Genomic DNA, 16504 nt, shown 5'->3' on the forward strand with positions numbered 1-16504 from the left:
GGAGGCACCGAGTGCCATCCGGTGTCCCTCAGCCTCGATGCGCCGTGAAAAGCCGGCGTAAAGCGGAAATTGGCGTGCACGTCAAGGGTTTGGGGTTCAGCGGACGACGCCGGCGGGAGCCGGTACAACGGTGTGTGCGCGGAGCGGCACATTCAGTCCTGGCACGGGGTGCCGGTCAAGAGGTGACAGAAGGGGTTGTCATGGTCGAACAGGACGCTCTTCCTGCGAGGGGCGAACCCCTCCCTGTCGGTCCGCTGCCCGCGGTGGGGTGGCGTGCGGTCCAGGAGGCCGCGCGGCGGCACGGCTACGCCGTCTGCCACGGCCGGCCGGTGGACTGGGGACGACATCCCGGCCCCGGCGCGCGCGAACTCCTCGGGCCGGACTGGTCGCGGTACTGCGCGGCACGCGAACCCCTCGTGCGGGCGCGGCTGCTGGGCTCGCGGCTGCTGCTGCGCCACACCGTGGCCGCCGCGGCCGGCGTGGAGCCGGACCGGGTCGTGCTGGGCCGCGACCGCCGTGGGCGGCCCGTCCTCCACGAGCCTCCCGGGCTGGACGTGGCCATCAGCCACACGGCCGGAATGCTGGTGGTGGGGGCCGCCCGCGGCCGCCTGATCGGAGTGGACGTGGAGGTGTCGGACCGTCCGCTGCTGACGCCCGGACTGGCCGATAGGTTCTGTCATCCGCGGGAGCTGGCGGACCTGTCCGGGCTGCCGCCGGCCGAGCGGAATCAGAGACTGGTGCGTCTGTGGACGCTCAAGGAGGCCTATACGAAGGCGCACGGCGTCGGACTGGCGTGGGACTTCGCACGACTGCGCCCCCGCCCCGGACCGCACGGCGACGGCTGGTGGTCCCTTGAGGCGGCGCCCGGTTGGCGACTGCGCTGTGATCGAGTGGCGGGGCGGTTCCTCGTTGCCGCGGCGCTGGGTCCTGACGGTCTGTAACTGCCCTTTCGCCAAGCCGAGTTCCGGTGGGTGCACAGCAACCGGGAATCGAGTCAAGGATGTTTCGATACACCGTTGACTCGATTGGTCGCCAGGTCTAGCGTCGGCAGTGCACGGCACGAGAACGGCACTCAGCTCACGCACCCCCTCTTTACGAGGAGCGGAATCCGTGACTTCCCAGCCTCACCTCAGGCCTGCCGAGCAAATCCCGTCGGCCGCGCACCCGCACAGGTGGCGCGTGCTGGCGGTACTGCTGGTCAGCCTCCTGCTCGTCGTCCTGGACACCTCGATCCTGAACGTGGCCCTGAAGACCCTCGCCGAGCCGGCACCCGTCGGCCTGGGGGCCACGCAGAGCGAGCTGCAATGGTCGATCGACTCCTACACCCTCGTCTTCGCCGCCCTGCTCTTCACCACCGGTGTGCTCGCCGACCGCTGGGGACGCAAGCGGACGCTGCTGGCCGGACTCGTCGTCTTCGGTGGCTGTTCCCTGTGGTCCGCCCACGCGGACAGCGCCGGCGAACTCGTCGTCGCCCGGGCGGGGCTGGGCGTCGGCGGTGCCCTCGTGCTGCCCGCCACTCTGGCGATCATCATGGCCGTCTTCCCACCCGCCGAACGGGCCCAGGCCATCGGTGCCTGGGCGGGTGCCGCCGGACTCGCCGTGGCGCTGGGCCCCATTACCGGCGGCGTGCTGCTGGAGCACTTCTGGTGGGGCTCGGTATTCCTGATCAACCTGCCCATCGTGCTGATCGGCGCTGTCGCCGCGCTGGTCGTCGTACCCGAGTCCCGCGCTTCCGGGCGCGGCGGCCTCGACCCGCTCGGCGTCGCCCTTTGCGTCGTCGGCCTGACCGCCCTGGTGTACGGCGTGATCAAGGGGGGCGAGTCCGACGACTGGGCGGACACCGCCGTTTGGGGACCGATGCTCGGCGGCCTCGCCGTCCTGGGCCTGTTCGCCGTCTGGGAACACCACAGCCGGTGTCCCGCGCTGGACCTCGCCCTGTTCACCGACCGTCGCTTCAGCGTCGCCGTGGCCGTCATCGGGCTGGTCTTCTTCAGCCTGCTCGGCGCCACCTTCTTCCTGGTGTTCTACCTCCAGAGCGTGCGCGGCTGGACCCCGCTGGAGTCCGGCATCCTGCTGCTGCCCCTGGCGGTGGCCCAGCTGACGTTCGCACCGGCCGCGACGCTCGCCGCCAAGCGGATCGGGGACCGGCCGGTGTGCGCCGGCGGGATGCTGCTCACTTCGCTCGGCTTCCTCGCGGTCGCGACCGTCGACGAGCGGACCGAGGTCTGGGTCCTGGAGTCCGTCCTGTTCGTGATGGGCGTCGGCATCGCCTGTGTGATGCCCCCGGCGACCTCCGCTGCCATGTCCGCCGTCGGCCAGGGCCGGTCCGGCACCGGAGCGGCGGTCAGCACCACCTTTCGGCAGGTGGGCGGCGCCCTCGGCGTCGCGGTCCTGGGCTCGGTGCTCTCCGTGGCCTATCGCTCCCGGATCGAGGACCACCTGGCGCCGCTGCCCGCCGCGATCCGCGGCCCGGCGGAGGAGTCCGTCGCCGCCACCCTCACCGCCGCGCGGGAATTGGGCCCGCACGGCGCCGCCATGGAGGCCCGCGCGGTCGAGGCGTTCGTCTCGGCCATGCACCTCACGTCCCTCGTCGCCATGGGCGTCACGCTCGTCGGTGCCCTCGCCGCCCTGCTGCTCCTGCCCTCCCGTACGGCCGCCGGCAAGCCCGGCGCCGAGGAGGCGACCGCCGAAGAGCCCTACACCGCGGAGGTCTGAACCCGTATGCCGCCACACGTCGACCGATCGGCCGCCGCCCCGGAACGCACGGCCCGGGGCGGACGCCAGCGCGATCCCGCCGCCGACCGGGCGATCCTGGACGGCACCCTCGCCCTGCTCAGCGAAGGGTTCAGCTTCGGCGACCTGTCCATGGACCTGGTCGCCCAGCGAGCCGGGGTGGCCCGCGCCACCATCTACCGCCGCTGGCGCAACAAGGAGGAACTGGTGCTCGCCGCGCTGAGCACCCTTGATCTTCCCGTGCCGCCGCTGACCGGACTCAGCCTGCGGGACAAGCTGGTGACCCTCGTGGACCAGCTGCGCCACCGTGGCCAGGACACCCTGCTGCACCGGCTGATCGGCAGCCTGCTCGGTGAGGCGGTGCGCCGCCCGCAACTGGTGGAGCGATTCGAGCAGACCGTCACCGCCGCCCGGCGCGAAGCCCTGCTGGCGACGCTGCGCGACGGCGTCGACAGCGGTGAGCTGCGCGCCGACCTCGATCTGGAGGACGCGGTCGAGATCCTGACCGGACCGATGGCCGCCCGGCTGATCCTGCGTCAACGCGCTGTGGAATCCAGTGCGTTCGCCGAGTCGATCGTCGACACGTTTCTGAACGGAACCCGCACGACCTGTGCCGGAACCGGACCCGGCACAGCACCGGAGCACTCCCCACCACGACAGGAGCCGCAGTCATGAAATTCCTCTTCGACGACCCCGCCTTCGACTACCAGGCGCTGCGCACCGCCGGTTACGCCGATTACGGCGGTGCGCAGCTGGGCGAGGTCGTCGCGGTCGCCTCGCGCATCCCGTCCGGCGACACCGAAGCCTGGCGGCACCAATGGGCCTCCCTCGCCGAACGGGCCCACCGGCTGGGCGCCGCCGCACTGGGCGAGGGCCGCCGCGACGACGCGCGCGCCGCACTGCTGCGGGCACACAACTACTACCGGACCGCCGAGTTCTTCCAGCGCGACAACCCGCGGGACCTGGAGGCGCTGCGGCTGATGCGGCTGTCCCGGGAGGCCTTCGCCGACGCCGCCGAACTCATGGACCGGCCACCGGAGTTCGTCCGCATCCCCTACGAGGACACTTCACTGCCCGGCTACCTGTACCGGGCGGATGACTCCGACGAGCCGCGGCCGATGGTCATCCATCACGGCGGCCTCGACTCCACCCTCGAGGAGGGCTACTTCTTCGTGGCGGCCGCTGCAATGGCCAACGGCTACGACTGTCTGTGCTTCGAAGGGCCGGGTCAGGGCTCGGTCCTTCGCGACCAAGGGCTGGCTTTCAGGCCCGACTGGGAGAACGTGGTCACGCCGGTCGTGGACCACGCGCTGTCGCTGCCGGGTGTGGACCCCGACCGCGTGGTGCTGGTCGGCACCAGCCTCGGCGGCCTGCTCGCCGTGCGCGCCGCCGCGTTCGAGCACCGGCTGGCCGGCTGCGTCGCCCACGACGCGGTCTGGCAGCTGGGTGATGTCGTGGCGCTGCCGCCGTTCGTGCTGGAGTGGGTCGAGCAGGGGCACGACGACTTCGCCAACCCTGTGATGTGGGGAATCGCCGCGCAGCAGACCTTCACCCGCTGGCTGCTGCGGCAAGCCCTGTGGACCTTCGACGCCGAGACGCCGGCCCAACTGCTGCGCCGGTTACCGGCGTTCGCCCTGTCCGACGTGATCGGCCAGGTACGTTGTCCCGTGCTCGTCCTCGACGCGGAGGAGGACCTGTTCTTCACCGGGCTGGAGCACGCGAAGAAGGTGTACACGGGGCTGAATTCGCCAAAGACGCTGCACGTCTTCACGGCTGACGAGGGCGCCGGGGCGCACTGCCACTCCGGTGCCATGCGCCTGTTCCACGACCGGCTCTTCTCATGGCTGCTCGAGACTCTCGGGGCGGACAGGCCGGTGGCGGCCTGACCGGCGGCGGCCGGTCCGCCGCAAAACCAGCCCGAAGCAGCCCGGCCCGCTCCTCGCGGGCCGGGCTGCTCGGCTCAGAGCCATCCGGCGGTTCGTGGGAGGCGGCCGATTTCTTTCCGGCTGCCTGTCATCGGACCGCCGAATTTCATTCTCCTTAATGGCCGTGTAACGAGCGAGACTGGTACCGAAGAACAAGCTCGCATATGCTGCACGCCATAGCGACGAAATCGCTGATCATTGTGCCGCCCCCAGACCAGGGGGCGGACGGGGGATCCGAAGATTAGTTGAATGCGTTCCACGCATTCGGGGGGTTTGTCGTGTCCCTGTCCCCTTTAGTGCCTGACCACACTCTGCATTATGCGCTGCTGGGGCGGCTGCGGGTGTCCCGCGGCGGCGCCGATCTCACACCCGAGCCGCCCAAGCTCGCCAAACTCCTCGCCCTTCTGCTGGTCAGGGCGGGTGAGACGGTGCCGGGGGAAAAGCTGGTGGCGGAACTGTGGGAGCGGGAGCCGCCGCGCTGTGCGTCTACCAGCCTGCGCGTGTACGTCTCACAGCTGCGGAAATTGCTGAATGGCGATCAGCAAACATCCCCGATCGTCACGACCCCGCCCGGGTACATTCTCGATGTAAGCGGCGCGGTGACCGATTCTCATGAATTCGAAACGCTCTACAGTCGTGGCCGGGAACGGTACTTGGCGGCCGATTTCCAGCACGCATCCGAGCTCCTGCACAGGGCACTGTCCCTGTGGCGAGGACCTGTTCTGGAGGGTATTCCAGGGTCGCTGGACATCGAATCGTTCGCGGCCGTGCAGGAGGAGAAGCGGCTGAACTGCACCGAGCTGAGCATCGATTCCTCGCTGGCACTCGACCGGCATCATGAGGTGTGCGAGCAGCTGAAGGGCCTGCTCGTGCAGCACCCCATGCGGGAGCCCTTCTACCGTCAGCTGATGGTCGCCCTGTACCGGGCGGGCCGCCAGGGAGACGCGCTGCAGGTGTACCGCCGCGCGCGCAGGGTGCTCAAGGAGGAACTCGGGGTCGAGCCCGGGCCGGCACTGCGGCTCGCCCAGGAGGCCATCCTGCGGGCGGACCCGGAGCGGCTCGAGGCCTCCGGGATGACCTCGTCCGTCCACTGACCGTCAGGGCCCCGTCCGGCCGGTCGGCGAGGGCCCGCGGAGCCGGCCGCACCGCCGACCGGCCCTGACGTCCTCCCGCCCGGTCGGGCCCCCGCACGGCGTCTGCCTGTCCGGCGTTTGCGCACCCTTAACCGCTCGCCCGTGGCGTGCGGTCGATCCCGCATGAGCGGGAGAGCTGAGCTGTCGTGCTCGTTCGTGCGCGAGCGGGCACCGGCCACGGTGCCGTGGCCGTGGTCCCGGCCGACGCCGCTTGCCGAGGGCCGCTGCCCGCTCGACCTGCCCCGTCCGGCGCCGTTCCCGCACACGGGAGGAAGAGCCGTGGCCGGTCCGACAGCCGTCCTCCTCACACTCCGCCTGATCCGGCTCACCGTTGGCCCGGCGGCGCCCCGGCGCACGGCCACACCCAAGGGCGGCTGAACACCGCCCTCCGAGCACGGTGGGATCCCCGCGGTTCGGGCGTCAACCCACTGTCGTGCACGGCCGCGGCTCGAACCCCGCCGCCCGGTAGGCCTCGTCGATCAGCGACATCGTCGCCAGCGCGTCGTCCGCGTCCAGCGCGAGCGGGGCGTCCCGGCGTATGTGCGCGGCGAGCGCTTCCAGTTGGTAGGTGTACGACGAGCGCGTGCCCAGCCGCTCCGTACGCTCGCCCTGCGCCGTACGCACCACGACCCGGTCGTCGCGGTGCGGCAGCACGAAGTTCGGCGCGAACGCCTCGCCCCGCGAGCCGACGATCCGGCAGCTCATCTCCAGCTCGCCGTACGCCATGTGACAGCGCGCGGACGCCGTCGCCCCGCCGGGGAGCTCCAGCTCGGCGTCCAGCCACTCGTCGACGCCCGGCGCGCCCGCCCGCTCCCCGCCCCGCGCGGAGACGAGGCGCGGCGCACCGCCCGCCCAGGGCGCGAGCATCCGCACCGCGTGCAGGCTGTAGCAGCCGAGGTCCATCAGGGCGCCGCCCGCGAGCGTCAGCGACCAGCGCGGGTCGGAGTCGTCCGGTGCCGGAATCGTGACCAGCGTCTCCACCCGCCGCAGCTCGCCGAGTTCACCGCTTTCCAGGATCTCGTGCAGGCGCCGGGTGACCGGGTGGAAGAGGTAGTGGAACGCCTCCATGAAGACGGTCCCCGACTTGGCGGCCGCCTCACGCACCTCGGCGGCCTCCTCGGCGTTGCTCGCCGACGGCTTCTCCGTCAGGACGTGCTTGCCGGCCGCGAGCGCGGCGAGGTTCCACGGCCCGTGCAGACCGTTGGCGAGCGGGTTGTAGATCACCTCGACCTCGGGATCGGCGAGCAGGTCGGCGTACGAGTCCACCACCCGCTCCACGTCGTGCTCGTCGGCGAACGCCGCGGCGCGGGCCCGGTCGCGCGCGGCCACCGCCACGAGGCGGTGACCGGTCGTCCGGGCCGGGCCGACGAGAGAGAGCTCGGTGATGCGTGCCGCGCCCAGTACCCCGACGCGCAGCGGTTCCCGGCCCGAATCGTTCATCCCTGCCGTACCTCCTCGATCGTCACCGGACGGTGCTCGTGCAGCGACAGTGTGCAGGCGTCGGCGATCCAGCCCGCCTCCAGGGCGTCCTCGATCGTGCACGGTGAGGGCCGGGTACCCGCGACCACCTCCGTGAACGCGGTGAGTTCGGCGCGGTACGCGGCGGTGAAGCGGTCCATGAAGAAGTCGTGCGGGGTGCCCGCCGGGAAGGTCACGCCCGGCTCGACCGAGCGCAGCGGCAGCTTGTCCTCCAGGCCGACCGCGATGGAGTCCGTGAAGCCGTGGATCTCCATGCGGACGTCGTAACCCCGGGCGTTGTGGCGGGAGTTGGAGACGACCGCGATCGTGCCGTCGTCCAGGGTGAGGATCGCGCCGGTGGTGTCGGCGTCGCCCGCCTCCTTGATGTAGTCGGCGCCCCTGTTGCCGCCGACGGCGTACACCTCGGTCACCTCGCGGCCGGTCACCCAGCGGATGATGTCGAAGTCGTGGACCGAGCAGTCCCGGAAGATGCCACCGGAGGCGGCGATGTACGCGGCGGGCGGCGGCGCCGGGTCCAGGGTGGTCGAGCGGACCGTGTGCAGCTTGCCGAGCTCGCCGCTCTGCACGGCGGCGCGGGCGTTGACGAAGCCGGTGTCGAAGCGGCGGTTGTAGCCGATCTGGATCGGCACGTCCTTGCCCTGGACCGCCTTCAGTACCTCGACGCCCTCTGCCATGGTCCGGGCGACGGGCTTCTCGCAGAAGACGGGGATGCCGGCCTCGACGCCGGCCAGGATCAGCGCGGGGTGGGCGTCGGTCGCCGCCGCGACGACGATGCCGTCCACGCCGGCGGCCAGCAGGGCCTCGGGCGAGTCCACGACCTCGGCTCCGAACCGCTCCGCGGCGGCCTTGGCGGCGTCCGCGAACGGGTCGGTGACGACGAGGGAGTCGACCGCGTCGAGTCCGGAGAGGGTCTCGGCGTGGAAGGCGCCGATGCGGCCGAGGCCGAGGATTCCGATACGCATGGTTCTGCTTCCTTGGGTACGGGGCTTGCGAGAGGAGAGGTCGGAGGACTGACGAAGATCTAGTCGAGGCCGCCCAAGACGTTCTGGTCCCAGTCGATCACCGATCCCGTGACCACCCCGGACCGGTCGGACAGCAGGAACACCACGAAGTCGGCGATCTCGTCGGGTTGCCCGAGCTTCCCCATCGGCAACCCGGCGGCAGCCGACTCGCGCCAGCCGTCGTCGGCACCGTGGAAGGCCTTCTGCGTGGCGTCCTCGCCCTCGGTGGCCGTCCAGCCGATGTTCAGGCCGTTGATGCGCACCCGGTCCCAGCGGTGGGCGTGCGCGGCGTTGCGGGTCAGGCCGATCAGGCCGGCCTTGGCGGAGACGTACGGGGCGAGGAACGGCTGCCCGCCGTGTGCCGAGGACGTGATGATGTTGACGATCGTGCCTGGCGCCTTGCGGGCGACCATGTCCGAGACGGCGGCCTGCATGGCGAAGAACGGTGCCTTGAGGTTGATCGCGATGTGCTGGTCGAACAGCTCGGGCGTGGTGTCGAGCAGCGTGCCCCGGGATGTCAGCCCCGCCGAGTTGACCAGGCAGTCGATCCGGCCGTACGCGTCGACGACCTCGGCGACGGAGGCCTTCGCCTGCTCGGCGTCCGACAGGTCGGCCCGCACGAACAGGGCCTTGCCCCCGGCCGCGGCCAGCTCGGCCACCAGAGCCTCGCCGGGTTCGAGGCGCCGCCCGGTGACGGCCACGACCGCTCCCTCGCGCACGGCAGCCCGCGCGATGGCGGCGCCGACGCCCTGGCTGCCGCCGTTGACGAGGACGACCTTGTCGTCGAGAAGTCCCATGTCTTTCCGGGTCCTTTCAGCTCTGGCGCCGCTCGGCGCCGGCCCGTAGCTCGTCCCGCAGAGCCTCGGGAGTCCATGCCTCGCGCAGCGCGCGCCGTACGACGTCCGCCTGGGAGGGCGGGGCCAGGCCGTCGACCGGCGGATCGCTGTCGAGGTTCGTGGGGAAGGGGTAGCCCTCGGCGCTCGCGGCGATCACGTTCGCCGTCCATGCCTCGTCCACGCCCGCGCGGGCCAGCAGCACGGGGTAGACGGCGTTCGCGACGGCCTCGCGGTCCACCGTCTCCATCGCCCGTCCGAACGCGGAGGACACCTGCAGGAGGTTCGCCATGCGGCGGATGTCCGCCGACCGGTTGGTGCCGGCCGCGTGGAACAACGCCGGGTTGAAGAAGGCCGCATCGCCCTTTGCGAGGGGGAGCTGGACGTGGTGCGCCTCGAAGTACTCCTGGAACTCGGGCAGTCGCCAGGCCAGGTAGCCCGGCTCGTACGTCTGCGAGTACGGCAGGTACATCGTCGGCCCGGACCGCACCGGCATGTCGCAGTGTGCGACGGCACCCTGGAGGGTGAGCACGGGGGAGAGGACGTGGACATGGGCCGGGTAGGCGGCCGCGACCTCGCTGGAGAGGAAGCCCAGGTGGTAGTCGCGGTGCACGGTCTGCGCCGCGCCGCCCGGGTTGACCACGTTCACCTGCGAGGTCACCTGGTAACCGGGGCCGAGCCAGGCGCGGGAGACCAGCGCGAGGATGTCGTTGGCGTAGTAGTCGGCGAACGCCTCGGGGTCGTAGAGGGCCGCCTTCTCCAGCGCGTTCCAGACCCGGTCGTTGGCGCCCGGCTTGGCGAAGTGGTCCCCGGCGCTCGCGCCCGAGGCGCGCTGCTCGGCGATCAGGGTGTCGAACACGGCGCTCAGCCGGTCGACGATCTCGGGGTCCGGGAAGGCGCCTTTGAACACCACGATGCCCGGCCCGTCGGTGAGGGCGCGCACCAGCTCGGCCCGCACCGCCCTGCCGTCCTCGGTCCTGCGGAGGCGGTCGCTGTCGTAGATCAGGACGTTGCGCTCCACGGCGGAGGCGTACGGGTAGTCGGCGAGGTCCGTGGTCCGCTCGACCACCTCACGGAAGTCGGCGAGGTCGCAGTCGTGCTCGGACAGCCATGCCCGGCGGTGTACGGGGGTGAAGGACATCGGCGTCCTCTCGGTGACAGGGGCGACTCAGCGCTGCCATTCTTGTCATGACAATCCCGTCGAACAACCAGCAGACGACCATCAAAAACCCCTCAAGGAGCCGTCGCATGGGTCACCCGTTCCCGATCCGGGAGATCGCACGTCAGGCGGGCCTGAGCGAGGCCACGGTCGACCGGGTTCTGAACGGGCGGGGAGGGGTGCGGGAGAGCACCGCACGCGAGGTCCGCCAGGCGATAGCCGACCTGGACCGGCAGCGCACCCAGGTCCGGCTGGTGGGCCGCACCTTCATGATCGACATAGTGATGCAGACGCCGGAGCGGTTCTCCACGGCCGTACGGGCCGCCCTGGAGGCCGAGCTGCCGGCTCTGCATCCGGCCGTTGTCCGCTCGCGCTTCCACTTCCGTGAGACGGGTCCGGTGGAGGAGCTGACGAGGACACTGGACCGGATCGCCCGGCGTGGTTCGCAGGGCGTGATCCTGAAGGCCCCGGACGTCCCCGAGATCACCGCCGCCGTCGCGCGGCTCGCGGAGTCCGGCATCCCCGTGGTGACCCTCGTGACGGACCTGCCGTCCACGCCGCGCCTCGCGTACGTCGGCAGCGACAACCGGGCCGCCGGCGCGACCGCCGCGTACCTCATGGGCCAGTGGCTCGGCGACCGTCCCGGCCATGTCCTCACCAGCCTCAGCAGCGGCTTCTTCCGTAACGAGGAGGAGCGCGAGATGGGCTTCCGCAGCGCCATGCGCGCCCGACACCCCGAGCGCACGCTGGTCGAACTCGCCGAGGGGCAGGGCCTGGACGCCACCCAGTACGACCTGGTGAGGGCCGCCCTGGAGCGCGACCCGGAGATCCGCGCGGTCTACTCGATCGGCGGCGGCAACATCGCCACGCTGCGGGCCTTCGAGGACCTCGGCCGACAGTGCGCGGTGTTCGTCGCGCACGACCTCGACCACGACAACACCCGCCTGCTGCGCGAGCACCGCCTGTCCGCCGTCCTCCATCACGACCTGCGCCAGGACATGCGCGAGGCCTGCCACATCGTCATGCGGGCCCACGGCGCGCTGCCGCCCGCGGGACCGACACTGCCGTCGGCGATCCAGGTGGTGACCCCGTACAACATGCCCACGCCCATCGGGTGACGATCGCTGCCGTGCCCCGGGCGTGTACGCCCGCTGGCCACGCCCAGCTCCCTACCGTCGTGCGCATGTGGAAATCGAACCCGGACGGTGGGCCCGAACGGCTGGTCGCGCTCGCCGACGGCGTGTTCGCCATCGCCATCACCCTGCTCGTCCTGGACATCACCGTGCCGCGGGGGCTGACCGAGCGGGAGTACCACGACGCGCTGCGCGATCTGCTTCCGGACTTCGGCGCCTACGCCCTCAGCGTGGTGGTGCTGGGCAGCTTCTGGCGCGACCACCGCAGCATCTTCCGCACAGTGCGCGAGATCGACGGACAGCTCATCACCCTGTCCGTCTTCGGTCTGGGCATCGCGGCGCTGCTGCCGTTCCCCACCAGGCTGATCTCCGAGTACGGCCCTGACCCCGTCTCGGTCGCGATCTACGCCGCGTCGGTCGCGGCACTCGGCGCCGCCCACCTCGCCCTGGTCGCCGTACTGGCCCGGCGCCCTTGGCTGCGCGGCGACGTCACTCCCGTGGGCGGCTTCGGGCTGTACGCTCTCGATCTCGCCGTGACGGTGATCGTGTTCCTCCTCACCATCCCGCTGACGCTGGTGGCCGGGGCCGCCGCCGTGTGGTGGTGGCTCGTCCTGGTTCCGCTCAAGTTCTCCCTCGGCCGGCGCGCCCGCCTGCGCGCCGACCCCTGACGGCCCCGGCTACGCGTCCACGGTCACCCACGCGCGGCTCTCGGCCGAGCGCGCCATCGCGTCCAGTACGGCGGCGCTGTGCACCGCGTCCTGAAGGGTGGCCCCGTGCGGGACGCCCTCGGCGACCGAACGCAGGAAGCGGGACGCCTCGATGACCTTGAGGTCGTCGTAGCCCATGGCGTTCGCCGCGCCCGGCTGGAAGGCGCCGAACTCGCCGTCGCCCGGGCCGACGTACACCGTGCTGACCGGCTGGTCCTGGTAGGTCGTGCCGCGGCTGATGCCGAGTTCGTTCATCCGTCGGAAGTCCCAGAAGACCGCGCCCTTGGTGCCGTGCACCTCGAAGCCGTAGTTGTTCTGCTCGCCGACCGAGACCCGGCAGGCCTCCAGCACGCCGCGGGCGCCGGAGGCGAAGCGCAGCAGGCAGTTGACGTAGTCCTCGTTCTCGACCGGCCCGAGCTCGCCCCCCGTGGCGCGGCTGTGGCCGGCCGTGGCGCCGGTGGGGCGGGCCCGCTCCGGGAGGAAGATCGCCGTGTCGGCGGTCAGGGAGGCGATGTCGCCGAGCAGATGGCGGGCCAGGTCGGCGCCGTGCGAGGCCAGGTCGCCCAGTACCCCGCTGCCGCCGCGCTCCTTCTCGTACCGCCAGGTAAGGGCGCCGTCGGGGTGGGCGGCATAGTCGCTGAAGAGGCGGACGCGCACGTGGGTGACGGTGCCGATCTCGCCGGCGGCGATGAGGTCGCGGGCCGCCTCCACGGCGGGTGCGTTGCGGTAGTTGAAGCCGACCGCGCCCCGGACGCCGGCCTTGGCGACGGCGTCGGCGACCGCCCGGGCGTCCGCGACGGTCAGGCCCACCGGCTTCTCGATCCAGATGTGCTTGCCGGCCTCGGCCATCGCGATACCGATCTCGCGGTGCAGGAAGTTCGGCGCGGTGATGCTGACCGCCCGCACACGCGGGTCGGCGGCCACCTCGCGCCAGTCACGGGTCGTCGAGGCGAACCCGAACTGTGCGGCGGCCTCCTCGGCCCGGCCGGGCACCTCCTCGGCGACCGTCACGAGCTGCGGACGCAGGGCCAGCTGCGGGTAATGGTGCGGGACACGGGCGTACGCCTGGGTGTGCACCCGCCCCATCCAGCCGAATCCGACGACGGCGACACCGAGCGTATCCACCATTGCAGCCCTTCTCTGACTTTCTTTGGACCGGTCCATCTGCTGTCCAAATCACCTTGGGTGCGGCCTGGCGCCGGTGTCAACCCTTTCCCGGTCCCTTTGACAAGGTGACCACCGCATGGAACGGTCCATGTCCATGAGAGCGCCGACGATCCGTGATGTGGCCGACCGGGCCGGCGTCTCCAAGTCGCTGGTCTCGTTGGTGCTGCGCGGCTCGGACCAGGTGCGCCCGGAGAAGCGGGAGGCCGTGCTGCGGGCCGTGCGCGAGCTCGGCTACCGCCCGAACGCCGCCGCGCGCAGCCTCAGCGAGCAGCGCACCCGCACGGTCGGTGTCCTCCTGAACGACCTGCGCAACCCCTGGTTCGTCGACATGCTCGACGGTCTGAACTCGCTCCTGCACGACAACGGCCTGCACATGCTCCTGGCCGACGCCCGGCTCAACCGCCGTACCGGACAGGACCCGACCGGCCCCTTCCTGGCCCTCGGGGTCGACGGCCTGATCGTCGTCGGCACGCTGCCGGACCCGGCCGCGCTCGGGGCCGTCGCCGAGCGCCTCCCGGTGGTGGTGGCGGGCGCGCGTGAGCCGCGGCTGCCCGGCGTGGACGTCGTCGCCAACGACGACGAGCGGGGCGCCCGCCTGGTCACCGAGCACCTCATCGGCCTCGGGCACCGGCGCATCGCGCACATCGCGGGGTACGGCGCGGTCGGTGAACTGCGCCGGAGCAGCTTCGAGGCGACCATGCGCGAGCACGGCCTCGCGGCCGACGCGGTCGTCGAGCCGAGCGACATGACCGAGGAGGGCGGCTACCGCACGACGGTCCGGCTGCTGAGCCGAGCGGACCGGCCGACGGCCGTCTTCGCCGTCAACGACATCGCCGCCATCGGCGCGCTGTCCGCGGCCGACGAGTCGGGGCTGCGGGTGCCCCGCGACCTGTCCGTCGTCGGCTACGACAACACGAGCATCGCCCGCCTGCGCCACGTCTGGCTCACCAGCGTCGACAACGCCAGCCACGAGGTCGGCCGGCGCGCGGCCCGCTGTCTGCTCGAACGGTTCGAGGGCGGCGGGGGAGCGGGCGAAGTCCGCCTCGCGGCACCGACGTTGGAGATCCGGGGCTCGACCGCGCCCCCGCTCACTGGTTGATCGCGTACGCCTTGCGCAGAGTCTCGTGCACCGTCCAGGTCGTACGGTCGCCCTCGCGCAGTACGGCCATGTCGCCGGGCCCCACCGTCAGCGTCGGCCCGCCCTCGAACTCGATGGTGGCCGACCCGCTGATGACGACGAACAGTTCGTCGGCCTCCGTGTCGGTGACCACGCCGGGCGTGATCTGCCAGATGCCCCGCACCTGACGCCCGTCCTCCGACTCCCAGACCACCTTCCCGGTCACCTCGGGAGTGCCGGAGACGATCTGCTCGGGGGCGAGGGGCTCGGGTTCGAGCTCGGCGTCGGGGATGTGCAGTACGAAGCTGTGCGTCATGCGGCGACCCTAAAGGGTGTTGCACAAGGCCGTGATCAGGGCATCTCCGTTGTATGGCTGGGGTGTTGAGGGCTGAACGGGTGTGGGTGGAGACGTTCACGGGGCTGCGCTTGACGCAGTTTTCGCGGTTGCTCAAGGCAGTGCGGGAGCGCGGTGGCAACGGCACGATGCAGGGCCGGCCGTGGAGCCTGCCGCTGGCGGAGCGGGTGCTGCTGGTCGCGGTGTACTACCGGACGAACCTGACCATGCGGCAACTAGGACCGCTGTTCGGAGTGTCCTCGTCCACCGTGTGCCGGGTGATCCAACGTCTCGGTCCGCTGCTCGCACTGGAACCCGTCTCCCGCCCTGCCGACGCCGCGGACCGGTTGTGGATCGTGGACGGCACCCTGATCCCGGTCCGCGACCGCAAGGTCGGCGCGTCCAGCCGCAACTACCGCTTCTCCGCGAACGTGCAGGTCATCGTCGACGCCGACACCCGCCTCGTGATCGCAGCGGCCCGACCGGCACCGGGCACCACGGCAGACGCCCACGCCTGGCGCGCTTCCGGCCTGGCCCAGCACTGCCAGGGCGTGACCGTCCTGGGCGACGGCGCCTACCTCAACTGTGGGATGGTCGTGCCGCACCGCAAACGCCCGCGCCGGCCCCTGCTGGCAGGCGAGGAAGCGGACAACGCCGCCCACCGCAAGGTGCGTGCCCGGGTGGAGCATGTGATCGGACGCATGAAGAACCACAAGATCCTCCGCGACTGCCGACAGCACGGCGACGGCCTCCACCACGCCGTCCAAGCCGTCGCCCACATGCACAACCTCGCCCTCGCATCATGACCAGAAGACCGCAGTCACACGCCCTGACCTGCCCAAACACGGCCTTGTGCAACACCCTTTAAAGGGTGTTGCACAAGGCCGTGATCAGGGCATCTCCGTTGTATGGCTGGGGTGTTGAGGGCTGAACGGGTGTGGGTGGAGACGTTCACGGGGCTGCGCTTGACGCAGTTTTCGCGGTTGCTCAAGGCAGTGCGGGAGCGCGGTGGCAACGGCACGATGCAGGGCCGGCCGTGGAGCCTGCCGCTGGCGGAGCGGGTGCTGCTGGTCGCGGTGTACTACCGGACGAACCTGACCATGCGGCAACTAGGACCGCTGTTCGGAGTGTCCTCGTCCACCGTGTGCCGGGTGATCCAACGTCTCGGTCCGCTGCTCGCACTGGAACCCGTCTCCCGCCCTGCCGACGCCGCGGACCGGTTGTGGATCGTGGACGGCACCCTGATCCCGGTCCGCGACCGCAAGGTCGGCGCGTCCAGCCGCAACTACCGCTTCTCCGCGAACGTGCAGGTCATCGTCGACGCCGACACCCGCCTCGTGATCGCAGCGGCCCGACCGGCACCGGGCACCACGGCAGACGCCCACGCCTGGCGCGCTTCCGGCCTGGCCCAGCACTGCCAGGGCGTGACCGTCCTGGGCGACGGCGCCTACCTCAACTGTGGGATGGTCGTGCCGCACCGCAAACGCCCGCGCCGGCCCCTGCTGGCAGGCGAGGAAGCGGACAACGCCGCCCACCGCAAGGTGCGTGCCCGGGTGGAGCATGTGATCGGACGCATGAAGAACCACAAGATCCTCCGCGACTGCCGACAGCACGGCGACGGCCTCCACCACGCCGTCCAAGCCGTCGCCCACATGCACAACCTCGCCCTCGCATCATGACCAGAAGACCGCAGTCACACGCCCTGACCTGCCCAAACACGGCCTTGTGCAACACCCTTTAGAGGTTGTCCCGTAACCGGTGGGGCGGTTGGTGCGTTGACTGG

16 protein-coding genes are annotated in these 16504 nt (G+C 71.0%); 10 read left to right on the forward strand and 6 right to left on the reverse strand.

The window, feature by feature from the left end; all coding sequences use genetic code 11:
• Positions 1-200: 200 nt before the first annotated feature.
• From AB5J55_RS37205 to AB5J55_RS37225, 5 genes are all read left to right on the forward strand, one after another.
• The gene (locus AB5J55_RS37205; RefSeq protein WP_369274839.1) at positions 201-941 is read left to right on the forward strand and encodes a 4'-phosphopantetheinyl transferase superfamily protein; all 741 of its coding nucleotides are present in this window, start codon (positions 201-203) and stop codon (positions 939-941) included.
• A 169-nt stretch (positions 942-1110) separates the two neighbouring features.
• Positions 1111-2715, forward strand: a complete 1605-nt coding sequence (locus AB5J55_RS37210) for a DHA2 family efflux MFS transporter permease subunit (RefSeq protein ID WP_369274840.1) — start codon at positions 1111-1113, stop codon at positions 2713-2715.
• 6 nt (positions 2716-2721) lie between these two features.
• Positions 2722-3408: a TetR/AcrR family transcriptional regulator gene (locus AB5J55_RS37215; protein WP_369274841.1), complete on the forward strand. Its 687-nt coding sequence runs from the start codon at positions 2722-2724 to the stop codon at positions 3406-3408.
• On the forward strand, positions 3405-4619 hold the full coding sequence (locus AB5J55_RS37220) for an alpha/beta hydrolase family protein (RefSeq protein WP_369274842.1): 1215 nt from the start codon (positions 3405-3407) through the stop codon (positions 4617-4619). The genes AB5J55_RS37215 and AB5J55_RS37220 overlap by 4 nt, the downstream gene beginning before the upstream one ends.
• Positions 4620-4936: 317 nt before the next feature.
• Positions 4937-5752 (forward strand): BTAD domain-containing putative transcriptional regulator, encoded by an 816-nt coding sequence (locus AB5J55_RS37225; protein ID WP_369274843.1) that lies wholly within the window; start codon positions 4937-4939, stop codon positions 5750-5752.
• 459 nt (positions 5753-6211) lie between these two features.
• Here AB5J55_RS37225 and AB5J55_RS37230 read toward each other — a convergent pair whose 3' ends face one another.
• Genes AB5J55_RS37230 through AB5J55_RS37245 form a run of 4 tightly spaced genes read right to left on the reverse strand, consistent with a single transcriptional unit; the run spans position 6212 to position 10245 of the window.
• Positions 6212-7231 carry a Gfo/Idh/MocA family protein gene (locus AB5J55_RS37230; RefSeq protein ID WP_369274844.1) on the reverse strand — a complete coding sequence of 340 codons (1020 nt, stop codon included), beginning with the start codon at positions 7229-7231 and terminating at the stop codon, positions 6212-6214.
• The gene (locus AB5J55_RS37235; RefSeq protein WP_369274845.1) at positions 7228-8232 is read right to left on the reverse strand and encodes a Gfo/Idh/MocA family oxidoreductase; all 1005 of its coding nucleotides are present in this window, start codon (positions 8230-8232) and stop codon (positions 7228-7230) included. Before AB5J55_RS37235 ends, AB5J55_RS37230 begins: the two co-directional genes overlap by 4 nt.
• Positions 8233-8291: 59 nt before the next feature.
• Positions 8292-9068, reverse strand: coding sequence for an SDR family oxidoreductase (locus AB5J55_RS37240; protein WP_369274846.1), 777 nt, complete (start codon positions 9066-9068; stop codon positions 8292-8294).
• A gap of 16 nt (positions 9069-9084) precedes the next feature.
• Positions 9085-10245 (reverse strand): phytanoyl-CoA dioxygenase family protein, encoded by a 1161-nt coding sequence (locus tag AB5J55_RS37245; protein ID WP_369274847.1) that lies wholly within the window; start codon positions 10243-10245, stop codon positions 9085-9087.
• 107 nt (positions 10246-10352) lie between these two features.
• Between AB5J55_RS37245 and AB5J55_RS37250 the strand changes: the two genes are divergently transcribed.
• On the forward strand, positions 10353-11381 hold the full coding sequence (locus AB5J55_RS37250) for a LacI family DNA-binding transcriptional regulator (RefSeq protein WP_369274848.1): 1029 nt from the start codon (positions 10353-10355) through the stop codon (positions 11379-11381).
• 65 nt (positions 11382-11446) lie between these two features.
• On the forward strand, positions 11447-12064 hold the full coding sequence (locus tag AB5J55_RS37255) for a TMEM175 family protein (protein ID WP_369274849.1): 618 nt from the start codon (positions 11447-11449) through the stop codon (positions 12062-12064).
• Positions 12065-12073: 9 nt separating this feature from the next.
• Here AB5J55_RS37255 and AB5J55_RS37260 read toward each other — a convergent pair whose 3' ends face one another.
• Positions 12074-13231 carry a Gfo/Idh/MocA family protein gene (locus tag AB5J55_RS37260; RefSeq protein WP_369274850.1) on the reverse strand — a complete coding sequence of 386 codons (1158 nt, stop codon included), beginning with the start codon at positions 13229-13231 and terminating at the stop codon, positions 12074-12076.
• 133 nt (positions 13232-13364) lie between these two features.
• Here AB5J55_RS37260 and AB5J55_RS37265 point away from each other — a divergent pair, with 133 nt between their 5' ends.
• Complete coding sequence (locus AB5J55_RS37265) at positions 13365-14369, forward strand: LacI family DNA-binding transcriptional regulator (protein WP_369276398.1); 1005 nt, start codon at positions 13365-13367, stop codon at positions 14367-14369.
• On the opposite strand, the gene AB5J55_RS37270 is transcribed toward AB5J55_RS37265, so the two are convergent.
• Positions 14359-14703, reverse strand: a complete 345-nt coding sequence (locus tag AB5J55_RS37270; RefSeq protein WP_369274851.1) for a cupin domain-containing protein — start codon at positions 14701-14703, stop codon at positions 14359-14361. The genes AB5J55_RS37265 and AB5J55_RS37270 overlap by 11 nt on opposite strands.
• A gap of 53 nt (positions 14704-14756) precedes the next feature.
• Between AB5J55_RS37270 and AB5J55_RS37275 the strand changes: the two genes are divergently transcribed.
• Positions 14757-15527: a transposase family protein gene (locus tag AB5J55_RS37275; RefSeq protein WP_369268656.1), complete on the forward strand. Its 771-nt coding sequence runs from the start codon at positions 14757-14759 to the stop codon at positions 15525-15527.
• Between the two features lie 102 nt (positions 15528-15629).
• Entirely contained in the window at positions 15630-16400 is a 771-nt protein-coding gene (locus AB5J55_RS37280) for a transposase family protein (protein ID WP_369268656.1), read from the forward strand.
• The last annotated feature ends 104 nt before the right edge of the window (positions 16401-16504 follow it).

Origin of the sequence: Streptomyces sp. R11 (genome assembly GCF_041051905.1) — a bacterium.
Lineage (GTDB): Bacteria > Actinomycetota > Actinomycetes > Streptomycetales > Streptomycetaceae > Streptomyces.